General features: G+C 33.7%; 20 protein-coding genes. 15 read left to right on the top strand and 5 right to left on the bottom strand.

Annotation, left to right across the window (positions count from 1 at the left end):
- Positions 1-346 precede the first annotated feature (346 nt).
- From I2483_RS11220 to I2483_RS11205, 5 genes are all read left to right on the top strand, one after another.
- A complete protein-coding gene (locus tag I2483_RS11220) occupies positions 347-613 on the top strand; it encodes a hypothetical protein (RefSeq protein WP_207152778.1) in 267 nt (88 codons plus the stop codon).
- Positions 614-826: 213 nt separating this feature from the next.
- Entirely contained in the window at positions 827-1,222 is a 396-nt protein-coding gene (locus I2483_RS11215) for a DUF4181 domain-containing protein (RefSeq protein ID WP_207175906.1), read from the top strand.
- A 156-nt stretch (positions 1,223-1,378) separates the two neighbouring features.
- The gene (locus tag I2483_RS19400) at positions 1,379-1,504 is read left to right on the top strand and encodes a hypothetical protein (RefSeq protein ID WP_255550400.1); all 126 of its coding nucleotides are present in this window, start codon (positions 1,379-1,381) and stop codon (positions 1,502-1,504) included.
- Between the two features lie 419 nt (positions 1,505-1,923).
- Positions 1,924-2,340 carry a VOC family protein gene (locus tag I2483_RS11210; protein WP_207175904.1) on the top strand — a complete coding sequence of 139 codons (417 nt, stop codon included), beginning with the start codon at positions 1,924-1,926 and terminating at the stop codon, positions 2,338-2,340.
- Between the two features lie 210 nt (positions 2,341-2,550).
- Complete coding sequence (locus I2483_RS11205) at positions 2,551-2,898, top strand: VOC family protein (protein ID WP_207175902.1); 348 nt, start codon at positions 2,551-2,553, stop codon at positions 2,896-2,898.
- 122 nt (positions 2,899-3,020) lie between these two features.
- On the opposite strand, the gene I2483_RS11200 is transcribed toward I2483_RS11205, so the two are convergent.
- The gene (locus I2483_RS11200; RefSeq protein ID WP_218624934.1) at positions 3,021-3,425 is read right to left on the bottom strand and encodes a hypothetical protein; all 405 of its coding nucleotides are present in this window, start codon (positions 3,423-3,425) and stop codon (positions 3,021-3,023) included.
- A 163-nt stretch (positions 3,426-3,588) separates the two neighbouring features.
- Positions 3,589-4,035, bottom strand: a complete 447-nt coding sequence (locus I2483_RS11195; RefSeq protein WP_207175900.1) for a DUF3888 domain-containing protein — start codon at positions 4,033-4,035, stop codon at positions 3,589-3,591.
- Between the two features lie 581 nt (positions 4,036-4,616).
- Between I2483_RS11195 and I2483_RS11190 the strand changes: the two genes are divergently transcribed.
- The 3 genes from I2483_RS11190 (at position 4,617) to I2483_RS11180 (ending at position 6,729) form a co-directional block, all read left to right on the top strand.
- Positions 4,617-5,090, top strand: a complete 474-nt coding sequence (locus I2483_RS11190) for a DUF4825 domain-containing protein (RefSeq protein ID WP_207175898.1) — start codon at positions 4,617-4,619, stop codon at positions 5,088-5,090.
- 127 nt (positions 5,091-5,217) lie between these two features.
- On the top strand, positions 5,218-5,769 hold the full coding sequence (locus I2483_RS11185; RefSeq protein WP_346267722.1) for a carbon monoxide dehydrogenase: 552 nt from the start codon (positions 5,218-5,220) through the stop codon (positions 5,767-5,769).
- Positions 5,770-5,958: 189 nt separating this feature from the next.
- Positions 5,959-6,729: a hypothetical protein gene (locus tag I2483_RS11180; protein WP_207175896.1), complete on the top strand. Its 771-nt coding sequence runs from the start codon at positions 5,959-5,961 to the stop codon at positions 6,727-6,729.
- Between the two features lie 73 nt (positions 6,730-6,802).
- Here the strand turns inward: I2483_RS11180 and I2483_RS11175 are convergent, their stop codons facing one another.
- Both I2483_RS11175 and I2483_RS11170 read right to left on the bottom strand, forming a co-directional pair.
- Positions 6,803-7,642, bottom strand: a complete 840-nt coding sequence (locus I2483_RS11175) for a tyrosine-type recombinase/integrase (RefSeq protein ID WP_207175894.1) — start codon at positions 7,640-7,642, stop codon at positions 6,803-6,805.
- 189 nt (positions 7,643-7,831) lie between these two features.
- A complete protein-coding gene (locus I2483_RS11170; protein WP_186673819.1) occupies positions 7,832-8,830 on the bottom strand; it encodes a DUF2268 domain-containing putative Zn-dependent protease in 999 nt (332 codons plus the stop codon).
- Positions 8,831-9,642: 812 nt separating this feature from the next.
- On the opposite strand from I2483_RS11170, the gene I2483_RS11165 reads away from it, so the two are divergent.
- The 7 genes from I2483_RS11165 (at position 9,643) to I2483_RS11140 (ending at position 13,244) form a co-directional block, all read left to right on the top strand.
- Positions 9,643-10,026 (top strand): hypothetical protein, encoded by a 384-nt coding sequence (locus I2483_RS11165; RefSeq protein ID WP_186672711.1) that lies wholly within the window; start codon positions 9,643-9,645, stop codon positions 10,024-10,026.
- 140 nt (positions 10,027-10,166) lie between these two features.
- Positions 10,167-10,295: a hypothetical protein gene (locus I2483_RS19395; RefSeq protein ID WP_255485843.1), complete on the top strand. Its 129-nt coding sequence runs from the start codon at positions 10,167-10,169 to the stop codon at positions 10,293-10,295.
- Between the two features lie 184 nt (positions 10,296-10,479).
- A complete protein-coding gene (locus tag I2483_RS11160; protein WP_207175892.1) occupies positions 10,480-10,908 on the top strand; it encodes a hypothetical protein in 429 nt (142 codons plus the stop codon).
- A 214-nt stretch (positions 10,909-11,122) separates the two neighbouring features.
- A complete protein-coding gene (locus I2483_RS11155) occupies positions 11,123-11,515 on the top strand; it encodes a topoisomerase (RefSeq protein WP_207175910.1) in 393 nt (130 codons plus the stop codon).
- A gap of 214 nt (positions 11,516-11,729) precedes the next feature.
- Complete coding sequence (locus I2483_RS11150; protein WP_186672709.1) at positions 11,730-12,068, top strand: hypothetical protein; 339 nt, start codon at positions 11,730-11,732, stop codon at positions 12,066-12,068.
- Positions 12,069-12,350: 282 nt separating this feature from the next.
- Complete coding sequence (locus I2483_RS11145; RefSeq protein ID WP_207175890.1) at positions 12,351-12,668, top strand: hypothetical protein; 318 nt, start codon at positions 12,351-12,353, stop codon at positions 12,666-12,668.
- 192 nt (positions 12,669-12,860) lie between these two features.
- Positions 12,861-13,244: a hypothetical protein gene (locus tag I2483_RS11140; RefSeq protein WP_207175888.1), complete on the top strand. Its 384-nt coding sequence runs from the start codon at positions 12,861-12,863 to the stop codon at positions 13,242-13,244.
- A 399-nt stretch (positions 13,245-13,643) separates the two neighbouring features.
- Here I2483_RS11140 and I2483_RS11135 read toward each other — a convergent pair whose 3' ends face one another.
- Complete coding sequence (locus I2483_RS11135; protein ID WP_218624937.1) at positions 13,644-14,147, bottom strand: C39 family peptidase; 504 nt, start codon at positions 14,145-14,147, stop codon at positions 13,644-13,646.
- Positions 14,148-14,150 lie beyond the last annotated feature (3 nt).

Raw genomic sequence — 14,150 nt, 5'->3', positions numbered from 1 at the left:
GAGCAATGGGGTAAAGGAATATACAAGCATCTTGACCATCATTTTAAACAGTTTGGAGTTTAAACATTGAAAAACAAAATGAAACGATGTGCTTCGTAAATTGAAGAAAGTATCACTAAGCCTAATTACCATTCTCTTTCATAAGATGAACAATGCTTTGATTTATTCTCAATTACTATTTGAAGCAACCAACAGTATGTCTTTTTATAATCTTTTGTTTTGCCTTAAACGGGCGCGATTGTTAAATAAGCGTCTCTGTTCTTATTGAACTAACTCGGCAGGATAGTTCAATAAGTGAAAGACTAAATAGTGTGAATAGATAGGTAGAATAGGGTGGGGCGGGAAAATGGAAAGGGAGTTTAGTAAGTATTCCATCATTTTAGTTGTCGTTGGAATTTTTGTTGCATATATGGCTTTCCCACCGATTAATATTACTATTTTGGGTTGGTGGGGAATATTCATTGGATTTGGTGTCTATTTAACAGGCATAATACTTGGTATCGTTGCTTTCTTTAAGAAAGAAAAAGGGTTTATGAAGTATATCTCGTTACTTTCCATTTCATTAGGTGTTTTATTTATTGCATTTCTCTATGCAATCTTGGGTAGAATTTAACGAAATTAATTTGATGACATAATTATACTAACGAAGCAGTTTTGTTCAAGAAGAAAAAATGGACTTTTGATAAATTAATTTAAATTTGGAACTTTTATTCATTTTAAACGTATTAAAGTGAAGGGGCAGGTTAGTTGAACAGTGTTGTTTAACTTGTGTTCAACAATCGGGCAATTTTGTGGGACAAGTTATCTTAGGTAAGGGAGTGAAAGAGTGTTAGTTTTTATTACAGGTGCTTCTATTATTCTTTTGCTATATATCTTAATTAGTCATTTCATTTTAAAAAGAAAATTAAACATTGAAGAAAAAAGGTTACGCCCATTTTCAAAAAACAGAAATAAATTGTTTTTAATTACAGAAATCATCTCAATCATTGCATTCACAGTCATTGGTATTGTTTATATAGATTTTGCTGAGCCAGCGCATTTTTCTCGGATCTTCATTCCGAAACTTATAGTTGTGCTGTTTTTCACTCAACAAGTAATCAGAGGATTGGAGCTCTGGGCGTTTAATCGGGAAGAAAAGTCGTATTATTATCAAACTTTAGGTGCTACGATGTTTCTTGCTTTGTTTCTAGTTTTCTATTTCTCGGAAGGTTATCTACCCTAGTCTTTCAAATTATTTATGTCGATGAATCGATTGTATAACTTTTATTAGGAGAGGGTTATTCTTAAACTAACGGGTAGCTTTAGTAAAGTATCATGGGACTGCTATAGGTAATTCAAATTTTTTTCATACAACGCAGTAGTTTATAGGAGGAAGTGAATGACATTATCTATTCACGATGGTGTGTTAATTGGGTACTCAGTAAATTTTCTGGAAAATGAATTGCTATTAGATATCGAAACGGTGGCGGATGAAATTGTAACTGTTACATTCGAGAATTACTAAGCACATTATTTCGATCATGTAATGGCAGGAAGTATTTTATTTGATATTGAAGAAGTAGATTTGAATACATTTTTTGTAGGGAACAATGAACAATTTCAGTCCCATAAATTATATGCTTGGCCGATTTGGTATGATGAAACGAATGGACTTGGAAAATACCTACAAAAAATAATTATAAATGCTATGTTATTAGCGAGTCACTAGGATTAAATGGTTATGCATTTGCTAAGACGCTTAAAATCAAAAAGAAATGATAAGTGGGGTGAGAAAAACTAAAGTTTGTGAAGTGTTGTACCTGATCTAACCAGGGATAGTTGAAGAAGGATTAATTTTGAAACAAGAAGGAAAGAGTATAGGAAGCATTGAATTTATATAGGGGCGAGTAATTACTGCATCCCTATATCAGGAGGTTTTTAGGTATGTCGAGAGAATTATGGTTGAACCTGCCAGTGCGAGAACCAGAACGGGCGAAGGCGTTTTATACCCAGCTCGGTTTTCGGTTGAATGAGCAGTATGCGAGTCAAGACGGCTCATTCAGCTTGATCGTCGGCGACAACCAGGTTGTTTTGATGCTCTTCCCGGAATCCGCATTCCGCGGTTTTACTGGTAATGCAGTTGCGGATTCGCGGCAGGGCACTGAAGTGTTAATCTCTTTGGGGGCGAACTCCCGGGATGAAGTTGATGAGTTTGCCTTGAAAGCTGAACGTGCAGGCGGCACTGTATTCAGCAAGCCTGGCGAAAAGGATGGCTGGATGTATGGCTGCGGTTTTGCCGATCCAGATGGTCATCGGTGGAACGCGTTGTATATGGATATGAGCAAAATGCCGCGGGGCTGAAAACCCGATTCACCATTTCGTGACGAGTGTTTAAACTGCAAGTCAAATAAAGTTACTTAACTACCAGGTGCGATTGTTTAATAAGGGCAATCGCACCATTTTAAGTTTGTAAAGAAATCTACTTAAAGTAACGGGTGCATTTTAGTTGAAGAAGGAACTTACTAATAATCGAAAAACTAAAAACTTGAAGACAGACAGGAGCTAGAAACGATGATAAAAGGCTTCGGAGGAATATTTTGGAGAACTGGGAATCTTGAAGTTATAAAAAAATGGTACAGTGAAGTGTTGAAGATTGAAATAGACAATTGGAATGGGACTATTATTAAACCCCATTCAGGAAATGAAACTGCCTTTTCTTTCTTTACTGAAGATGACCCTTACTTCCCAACAGAACAGCAAGTGATGTTGAATTTCCAAGTACATGATCTAAACGAGACTATTAAGCATCTTGAACATATTGGTGTACCTCTTGCAAAGGAAAAAGAGAGTAGTGAATATGGAAACTTTATTTGGATTAAAGATCCTGAAGGTAGACAGATTGAGCTATGGGAGAAATAACGGGTTGTAATCATTCATATTTTGTTGAACAAACGGGTGCTTGAGCGAAACGAGGAGTCTTAGTTGCGGCTCCTTTTTTTGTTCGACTAATGGGGATATTTAGTTGAACAAGCATCCAAGTTTTACTCCATATATAAATTGATTTCGTCCTGTTCCACCCTATCATCACCTATTGCTTGAATATATAAATGGTCATATAGGTATGGCCTATCTATATTCCAAGTTAAAGAAAAGTTGTTATCAGTTTGATTTTCTCGACTATCATAGCCAATAAGTTTTCGTTCTGTCCAAGTTTGAGTACCTGTTGGTATTAACCAGAATAAGATGGTTTCTGTATTTTCTGCTACAACATGAAATGTGATTTTCTTTGTTCCTTTTGGGATCTGTACCCAAGTTCCGTATTTTGGATAATCTGTATATATACTTTTAATTTCGGGTTGGGATGATGTAATAGGACTTTCTTTACTAATAAATGGCTGAAATGCTGTAAGTAAGATATTAAATGTGAAAAATAATTTCAATATCATTAATTTCACCTCAAAAGTAGTATTCGCCCGATAAAGATTTATATGTGTTATTCAACTGAAGGACAGGTTAGTTGAACATCTTGACTGTATTAATAAAAGTTGTTTTTAGGTTAGGTAATAAAGAAATCCCCCAAAAACGGGGATTAACTTCAAAATGATCAAATCATACAATCATTTGCTTTTTCTTTATGATATCTTTCCAATTTGGAAGAAGTTCGTAAGTTTCCATGTGCTTAAAGCTTTTAAGGATAACTTCACTTGGAGTTATAGTAAATGTTAATTGGTCTCTTCCTACTGGGATATGTGGACCGACAACTGGAGTGACTTCAATGGTTACTAAAAACATGAAACCTCTATATCCATTAGTCATTTCCATCTTTAAAATCTTTATTTGATACGGGTACACCATAGGACTTGTGTAAAGGTAATCTGAATAGTAATTAGAAACAGACTTTTGAACATCTGGTAAAAGTAGTGAAAAAAACAAGTCCATCATGAGTTCTTCTTTAGACTTTTCAGCAGGCTGATAATAATCTGGTTCAGCATAATTCAATATTGCTGACATTAGAAACAACAGGAAAAAAGAAGGAACTATAATAACTATTTTCACTTTTACACCACCTTTAATGCTTATTGTGTTCAGAAAAGATTAACTTATCTCAACCAAATAGTTCTTTTTTGAAAATGGGAAGAAAAATGAAAAATAAGTAACGTTTTTATGAAAATAGCCTTCAACTACCATGAAAATTAAAAAACGCCTAATGTCTATAAAACTGCATAACAAAAAAATGAATTTTTTTAAAAAAAGCCAAGCTTTTAGAATGATAATATTGTGATGATAGGTAAATCAGGAACAAACTCCATTCTTCCTAGAATATAGGGAAAGCTAGTGCAGTAACCAGAGTAGGATTAATCCCCCATAAGTGCCACCCGTATTGGGTGCGACAGTCTGTGATGCACCGCGGTAGTTGAAGTCGAACTAACGGATAGGGCTCTATGGCGCAATGGTTGATTGATTTTCTATGCTAGCAGTAGTATTTAATGCCCGTTCTGTACACATTTTCTTCCTCTGTGGTGTAGCACTGATTTTGCGCTACATGTATGGCTAGCGGGTAGAATGCTGTAACTATAATTTGTGTACTTTTATGGTGAGTTTGTATAGATTGATAATTCATTAAAGGGGGAATCCAAGTGAGAAAAATAATTAATTTTTTGATCTTTTTATTATTGATAATGCTTTTTCTAAGTGGGTGTAATGCAAACAATAAAAACGGAAATTTATTTCAATATAAAGATTCGTTTGTAGGCGATAACAGTGCGGTAGGAAACATTGCAAATCAGTTACGAAGTGGTGAAAATTTGGAAGGGTTTGAACTTAAAACAAAAGAGAAACCGTATGGAATAATCTTGAATTATGATTGGTTAGAATCAGAACAAAACTATAAAGAAACAGCGATATTCAATGCTACATTTTTATTTTCATTAGTTCAAAATGTTGATTGGATAACATTTAATTTTGATAGCCGAGAATATAAAATAACAAAAGAAAATCTACAAGAGTGGTACGGAAAAGAATTGAGTGAATTTAAAAACGAAGATGAACTAAGAAAATATATACAAGAATATTTGAAAGATGAAAATAAAGTAAATCAGTTCTTTAACTAATGAGTGCTTTAGTGAAGAACAGGGGCTTCTTGGGGAGCTCTTTTTCTTTTTGAACTAACTGGGCAGTTTACTTGAATAAGGATTATTGAAACTGAACTGGACAAACTAAACCCAAATATAATTTGAGGTGATAAAATTGAATAAAAGTGTACCTTTTTTATTGGGTTTATTAAGTATATTAATTTGTGGGTTTATTTATGGAACAGTAAATGCAAATCCGAATGATACTCCTCCTTCTATTGAGGAAATGTACGCTGAAGTTGGATATAAATCTGTAAAAGAAGCAGTTAAGGAATTTGAAAATCATTTTAAAAAAGATGTAAAATTGCCGAAAATCAACCCATCTATTCCTTTCACCCATCAATTCGGAAGATTTTATGAGGATAAGGAATATAACATCAATGATTCGCTGGAAATCAAGTTTGTGAATGAAAAGGCAGTAGAAAATCATTATAAAATTAATATTCGCCCCTTGAAAAATAAACTAATTTTTAAGGATAAAGGTAATCAGGAAGCCTATACACTTAAAAATGGACAGAAAGCCATTTATGTTGAACACCAATTATTCAATTTTTTCGTTTTCGAAAATGGTAATTGGCAATATATGCTTGGCATAGACAAAAGGGTGTCTAAGGTAACGCCTGATACATTGTTTGAAATTGCTAACTCAATTCAATAACGACTGTTAGATAAGACCATTAGAGTCCTTGTTAAACTAACGAGGCAGGTTAGTTTAAAAACGGAGGCTGTCAAATGACGAACTTTTTTAAATAGGAATCTGACTGGTTTGCAGCTGTTATTTCGGTATTTATTTTTAATATAAGGGGAAGATACCTACAATACTTACATCCAAAGGTGGCGTTAAACCGTGAAGAAGTTAGTCGTACTAGTCCTGGTGTTTGTTGGATTATTTTCCTCAATACAATTAGCAAAGGCTAATATTCAACCAAAATTAAAAGCAGAGGATGTTTTATCTGTTCGAGTAAACAGTTTAAACGGGGGATCTCGTATATTTAAGGAAAATGATGGATATGAAGAAGTGATCATCGATAAGGTTGTTAAATGGATAAACACATCAAGTCCTTCCGAAGGAGCAACTGAGTTAAATTTAAATAACCCCCCCACAGTCTCGATGTTGAAAATAAAAATGAGAAACGGGGATGTTGCGGTTATCGAACCTGCCTATAATTGTATTTCCGAAAATCAAACAAAAACATGTACCATAGCAGATGGCGAGGTAATATATACCCAGAATCAAGTGAAAACTCGATTAAAGTCGCAAGACCTGTATGATTGGCTCTTGGTAGGATGGAAATATGAAAGTGTTGGGGCACCTAAAGATGAGTTGCTTGAAGAAACTTTATATACCAGATATTTTTCCTACCTCGACAAAACTTACTCAGATTTTATCATGTGTCCAAAGATAGATAAAGTTGAAAGAATAAATGGTGATACAAGAAGACATATCGTTCATCCAAGTGCGTTAAATTATAGTGCACACCATGGTGACACTCCCTATGATAGAATCCATATCACGTTGACTGATACTCCAGAAAATGGTGTTAAAATAAATAAAGTTACAATACAAAAAGGTATTTCTGATAAAGAAGCCCTTATACAATGTAGACGGGAGAGTTGAAAAATATTGTTGCACTAACGGGTGCTTTAGTCAAGTAGAGCGACGTCTTTTAAGACATTGCTCCTTTTTACATTTAAAAGTACTTCTGATAATACTCTTTCCTTAGCCTACCGCTTAATTGAGCGTAGATCCTTGTGGTTTCACTTTTCCCATACCTCATAAGACTTTGTATGACTTCAATAGGAGCTCCATTATTCAACAAATGAGTTGCATAGCTGTGTCTAAGTTGGTGTGGTTGAATCTCTTTATTGATTTCAGCACGATTCGAAATCCGCTTGATGATGTATCGCATTTGTGCGACACTCATTTTATGTGGCTGCCTTGCTGTCACAAAGATAGCAGGATTATTGTCATTACGGCTTTCAATATAGCGTTTAAGCCATATGTCGCAACGTGTATTAAAATAAACCTCCCTCTCCTTATCCCCTTTACCTCTAACGATTGCGGATTGATTGGACCAATTAATATGGTTCTTTTCTAACGCAACTATTTCTCCAATTCGACAACCGGTAGAAAACATGAATTCAAAAATCGCTTTTTCCATTGGGGAATGACAGGATTCACGAAGGTGTTCAATTTCCCGTTCGGTTAAATACTTGGGTATCCGCTTCCCTACCTTAGGCTCTTTAATTTTGGAAGTTGGATTCTTACTTAGGTAGCCTTCTTCATGAGACCAACGAAAAAACGATTTCATAAAGCGGATACGATGTGCAAGACTGGCTGGTTTTAAATGCTTGCCGGATATAGCAAGATATTCCTTCAGTTGTTTTGTATCCAGCAATTCCATCTCAACATCCTTAAAATAACCAATTAGTAGCAAAGACTGTAAATGATAGATCTTCAACGTTTGTGGTGAAAAACCCTCTATTCGTTTATCAGCTTCAAACGAAGACCATGCTTTTGGCAGTAACAATTCCATTCCCCCTAAAATAGTAATATTAAAGGGATTCTTGCCAATTTAATAGAATTATAGACACTGAGGAGTGTTTTTACTAACGGGGCAGGGTAGTGAAAGAAGAGTTTTATGAATATAAACAAAAAAATCCTTTTCTACATTTTAGAAAAGGACACATAAAGTTTTGTAGACCTTTAATAAAGAAAATTACTCGTAGTTAGCTCTGAAGTTTCCCTCTTTAAATATTTCCTCAGAATTTTTAGAAGTCCATTCTTCTACTGTCATATTAGGATGCATATTTAAGTAAGATCTAACCATTTTGTATCCTTCACTATAGCCATAAGCATAAGGGAGACCATTAAAGCCCCCTATTATCATTTCAGTAATCTCCCGGGGAGCAACCCTCTCAAGATATGGTTCAATCCTGCTCCAATATTCTTTGTTAAATCTTTCGTCAACCACATAATGCGTATTATTTAAATCGGGATACACTAAGGTTTCAAACATCAATGCCTGCCCTTCCAATATAAAATGATCTAATCCTGTTAGAAAATAATTTTCCGTATAATGTTTTCTGATCCAAACACTATGATGATATTCATGGGATATGCCTGGTTTATAAGAATTATCAAACTTACTGTAAGAGACTATAATTTTCCCTGATCCAATTGTCATCATGTCAGAAGGTAAAATTTCATTTTTAGGAAATATACATACCGTTGTTTTTTTATCTGATGAAAGTATGTCTGAGGATTTAACAAGTGATTCCTCAAATACCTCATTTAAATGATCTTTATTCATTGATTCAATTTGTTTCTCAATACTATCAAAATCACTTTCTTTGGGAGTCCATTCAAGTGGATTGACCGGATGTTCTGCATCTTTAAAACATGCTTTATATATAGGTTTTATAATTCCCTGTTGATATAATTTATAGTGTGATTCATCTGGATTATCTTTAACAGTTGCAAAATAATCTTCATATAGCAAGTAAGCATGAATTATATTAAATTCTTGCCCTGTATTGGGGTTTTTAAAAGAATAAGATATATTGTGTTGTTCATTTTCCAGAATTGTATTCTCGTGAGATTGTTCATTTTTCGTATTTATATTCTCGTGGGATTGTTCAGTTTGCTTACAGGCTGATAAAATAAAAATTAATAGAAGTATACAAAATGAAACTAAAGCTTTATTGGCGATATTCATAAATTTCATCTCCCTTTACTAAATTGACTTATTCCTTTACGTTCCATTTCATCTAAAAGTTTCATTAATTTAATTAATGAATATTCAACGCATTAAACAAAACATACTATTAAGATAATTAGGTTGGCTTGGAATAATTGGAAGGAAGATTCTTGAAGAGGGAGACTACTTTCCAATTACAAATAAAATCGTTGTGAATTAATGTACTTAAACTAACGGGTGCTTTACTTCAACAACAGGGGCTTCTTAGGGAGCTCTTTTTTCTAATTGAACTAACGGGCAGGTTAGTTGAAGAGTGTTGTATAATAAATGGAAGAATGTGCGCTAAAATTAACGATAATACTTTGATTATTCGGAAAGGTGTGTTCAAGGTGAAGAAATATCAGAAGCGTACTGTTTACATTTCAATTGGGGTCCTTGTTTTCTTCTTAGTGCTTTCATTAATCACACATCAATGGGGATTCTTTTTATGGAGTTTATTACCTGTTTTTATAGTTTTGATGACTACGTTTTCCAGCAAGATTGACAAGGTAAATAATGAAAAATAAGAAAATTTTCTTAAACTAACGGGTATCTTTAGTTAAACAATCGGCTGCCTTTACAGGGCAGCTTTTTCTTATTGAGTAATGGAGTAAACTACTTCCGTGAACTGTTGTTACGTTAACCTGTGGTGTATATTGGATGAATAGGAAAGTACAGTAAAACTAGCAAGTGAGAAGGATCAATTGTTGAACCGTTGTTGTGCCACAAACGGGCCATTTACTTAAACATGAATGGTAAAGTTAAATGGCTAAATGAGATGGGGGAATAGAATGAGAAAGTTTATAGTTTTGGGGATTTTGTTGTTACTATTTTTAGTTGGTTGTTCGACTAAAACAACTGATGAAAAAGTTGCAACCCTTGTAAGTAATTACTTAGAAGCTGTAGAAACAAACGACGTATCATCAATGGTGAAATATGCAGATGATATTAGATTTCCCGATAAAGCTGAGCAAAAAGAGGAGTATTCAAGTATTATTGACGAAGGTATTAACTCAAATATTACTGGTACAAAAATAGTAGAGCTTAAAAAGGTAAGTGAAACGGAGTTTGCAGCAACTGTTGAAATGATTGATGAGGGGAATTTAACTAATTTCACTTTCCCTGTTGAGAAGAAAAAAAGAGGTTGGAAAGTTATAGTTGGACAAGACTCATAGCAAATATAGATTGTCCTTCTTCAAGTAAAGGGTGCGATTGTAGTAAAGTGAGTTCAGCTTTTCTTAAACAATCGGGCCAGATTATGCATTAATAGATTGATTAACTAACAGGTAATTGACTTTACGAAAGGAGTGATTAAATGAGTATGGATATAGCAGTATCCCCGTTATATGCAATTGGTGGAATCCTTAATTTGATTCTATACATAGGGGCTATCCCAGCAATCGTTTATGCGTTATATTTACTTCGTAAAATTGCAAATAAGTAAAGAATAATCTAATAGCGTTTATCCTGCATAAGGGGGCAATTCTTGCATAAGGTTTGTGCCTCAATCGGGCCATTTTATGGAATCATTCCTTAAAATAACGAGCAGGTTAGTTGAATAAAGAATGTTTCTATATTCTTATAGGATAGTAGTAAATATAAATAAAATGTAAAAGGTGTGGTAGTAAATGGAACCAACAATCTTAATTGGGTTATTTCTCATTACAATATGTATTTTTGCAGTGGGTCTGTTAACTTTTCTATTACCTAAGAAAGTTAGGAAGCTTGTTTGGGTTATATTGGGCATCATTTTAATTTGTAGTTATATCTATCAAGGAGCAATTAGACCTTTGATTATAGAGCAACAAACTGGAAAAGCCATAGAAGTATTAGAAGGTCATTTAGAAGAAAAATATCCAATGGATTCATGGGGAATTACAGATACAGACGACTTTAAAATAGAACCTGTTATAAATCTTCATGTAATTTTCGATAGTGAGCCAAAAGTAGTTTATGAATATACAGTTGAAGATACAGTGGTAAGGCAAGTAAGTATGTGGACTGTATCAGGCACATCGGTAGAAGAAAGTGGAATTGAACCACAACATGCAGAATAATTGATAAAAGTATGTGAATGATTGTACTTAAACTAACGGGTAGCTTTACTTCAAGAAGGAGTAAAGCCTTTTTTCTTATTGAACTAACTGGGCAGTTTAGTTGAATAAGATTATTATTAAATTTGGAACTATTACCAATATATAACGTCAAAGTTACGTATGGAGAATTGTTGTGGAATGTGCAATTTATTTTTGAAAGGGGAATTTAAAAGTGATGAAAAAATCTATATTTTCAGGAATTTTATTTTGTTCAATCTTGTTAGTTGGATGTAATACAACCGAGGTATTAGAAAGCGAACAGGAAGTAGTAGTTTCTCAGAGATACGGGGGGGACGATGGAATATCAAACTTAATATCTGAATTACAAAATGAAATAATAGTATCTATTACAGAACAAACGGAACTTGATAGTGAGTCAATAGCAATATCGTTAGGTGGTAATTTTAAAGAAATGTCTGTATCAGTAAGTTTCCCGAAGGATGTAAAAGTTGATGATACGTTGATTCAACAAATAGTTGAAGATTCTATAAAGAAAGTTTCTGAAACAGAAACAGTATCAATTAGCGAAGAAAAAATGAAAATAAAAATAAAGATTGAGAAATACTAACAGTGAAGTTCTTAAAGGATACAAACAGCCTTAAAAATAAAGTAGTTTTATAAGTATGTGAATAAATGTACTTCAACTAACGGGTGCTTTACTTCCAGAAGGAGTAAAGCCTTTTTTCTTATTGAACTAAAGAGGCAGGTTAGTTGAAGAGTGTTGTATAACTTGTGTTTAACAACTTAACGCAATGTAATCAATCTACTTATAGGAGTTTATAATGAAAAATATTAATGTTTCTATAATTTTAAATTTAATAGTTCTTCTATTTTTATTTGCAACTTTTTTTCTTCAATATGAATATTTATTTGTAACGCGTATTGTTTCAATTGTTTTTGCAATAGTATATTTAGTGATTGAAATAAAAAAAGAGTATTTTTTGGCAAATAAAATGATATTTATTATTTTCAGTGTGGTTAGTATAATTGCTTTAGTAGTAAGTATTTTATTTGATACTTCAGCAAATAGCCTGATAAATAATAAAGTTTTTTTAATCCCTGTATTTATTTTTATTCTGATTGCTACTATGTATAAAGATTTATATGATAATAATAAATAACAATAAGCTCCTTTTAGTTCAACGTCAACTGAAAGGGGCTTTTGTTATAATAAGAGACGGCTAGATGAAGAAAAATAAAGCTAATTAACATTCTTGTGTCTACTTTCGTTATTCCATTATAGGGGGCAATTGTTTAATAAGTGTCTCTGTTCTTATTAAACTAACGGGTGCTTTACTTGAAGAACGTTGAGTTGATTAAACGGCTTTTTTTTGTTGCACTAAAGGGGCAGGTTAGTTGAAGAGTACATACAAATCTATTATTGTCTTACTAGGGGGAGAATAGTGAATACTCTATTGTATTTTATTGGACCATTGATAGCGGTTTTAATTGTTAGTACGATATCGTCGGTAATATATAAGGACGTAGAAAAAAAGGATAAAGGATTTGTACTAAACTATCATAGATTAACGTACAGAAGAAGGTTGATACGTGGCTTGTGGGGGATTCCATTAGTATCCCTAATGTATCTTGCTCTATATCGGTTTAGTGATTTAACATCAAATGAATATGGAGTAATTGGAATCATTTTCCTGTTTTTAGTTTTAATGGACGTCGCTTATAATTATGTGAAATGGAAAAATAATGAGAAGAAAGTATAACTTATGTGAAGGAATGTACTTAATCTAACGAGTGCTTTACATGAAGATTGTTGAGCTGCTTAGACGGCTCTTTTTTCTTGTTCAACTAAAGAGGCAGTTTAGTTAAATAAGAAAAATCAAAGGTAGGTTCGTTTGAATGCTTAGGAACTTATAATAAATGATATTCGAAATTAGTAGAAAGGAGATAATTAATTGAAAAAAATCGGGGTTATTTCAGGTTTATTTATAGCCGTTATTGCAGTGTTCATATTAATAAATAAATTACATTATCCTTCTCTTCCAATAGATGATATATCTTCAAAAGAAGCGATTGATAAATTGAAGGAATCGGATAGTGAAATAGCTGAAATTGTAGTAGAAGGCGATTCTATTTGGTATATCACAAGTAGTGAAAACAAAGGTATTTCGATTGCTGACGAAAATATAAAACAAATGGTTGTATCAAATAGATGGGAATTTAAACAGAAAGATGGTGGTGGTATGTTCTTTGAAAAAGATGGAGAAAAATTAATTGCTACTACTCAAATGTGGACTAAAAACTATGTTCTCGTTAAAATTTCAAGTAATTTAAAATAATCTTGAGAAGTTCTTTTATTCTTAGATTTTCAACAATATCATTTGAACAAAACCAAAAAAAAAAAGAAAAAACCATAAAGAAAGCATCAGTCGCCAAAACTGCATCTTTGGCGGCTTTTCTCCAGGTAAGAAGCCCCTCTATTCTTTCGTCCCAAAAAGCTTCTTCACTTCGTGTATCCGTGTTTTTGAAGAGCGGCGGATGAATAACCACCATACGAATACCGAGAAAACTGTGTAGGGATGCGACAAAGTCTTATCTCTACACATCCAGACATCTCGGTAATTGTATAGAAGTCATTCAATCCAAAGTGATCCAAAATCAATTAAACACGTAGCGGCCAGGGGTGATCAAGTTGTTTTCTGGTTACTTTTAGTTAATCAACAGATATGTTTTTGCATTCAACTTTTCAGTTCAATCTTCACAAATGACAAAACAGGTTTATCCCTCAAATAAGAAACATGCCGCACTTGACTCGGACGGTTTCGCCCGCCATTATCATGAATGATTAGCTCAACATCATGATCTTTTTTTTCATAGCCAATCACGGGTACCCAGTGATAATCAAATTCGTAACTCCCACGCCAACGGAAAGAAAACCATTTATCAAACTTCGCCGCAACGGGTCGCCCACTATCAATTTGGCGAATCACTTCGTCTATACTACACTCTGCAACAGTCCAGTCGGTGCCAAGGACTTCGCGCATATTACTGACGAAACGACTTTTTGAAAGTCCGATTTTCGTCCCGCCAAGAAGTTTATACAATTCGTTTACATCATATGGCAATGCATTCGGAGAAATCTGATCCATTAGAACACGAGCCGTCACGGGTCCACAGGCAGAAGCCCGCAATGACTCGTTGATATCCAAGTCATATTGCGATTTGCCATTCACGTTCAGCATCTT

This window comes from Sporosarcina sp. E16_3, from assembly GCF_017347125.1.
Taxonomy (GTDB): domain Bacteria; phylum Bacillota; class Bacilli; order Bacillales_A; family Planococcaceae; genus Sporosarcina.
The sequence above is the reverse complement of the archived record's forward strand: the minus strand, read 5'-3'. Positions and strand labels throughout refer to the sequence as shown.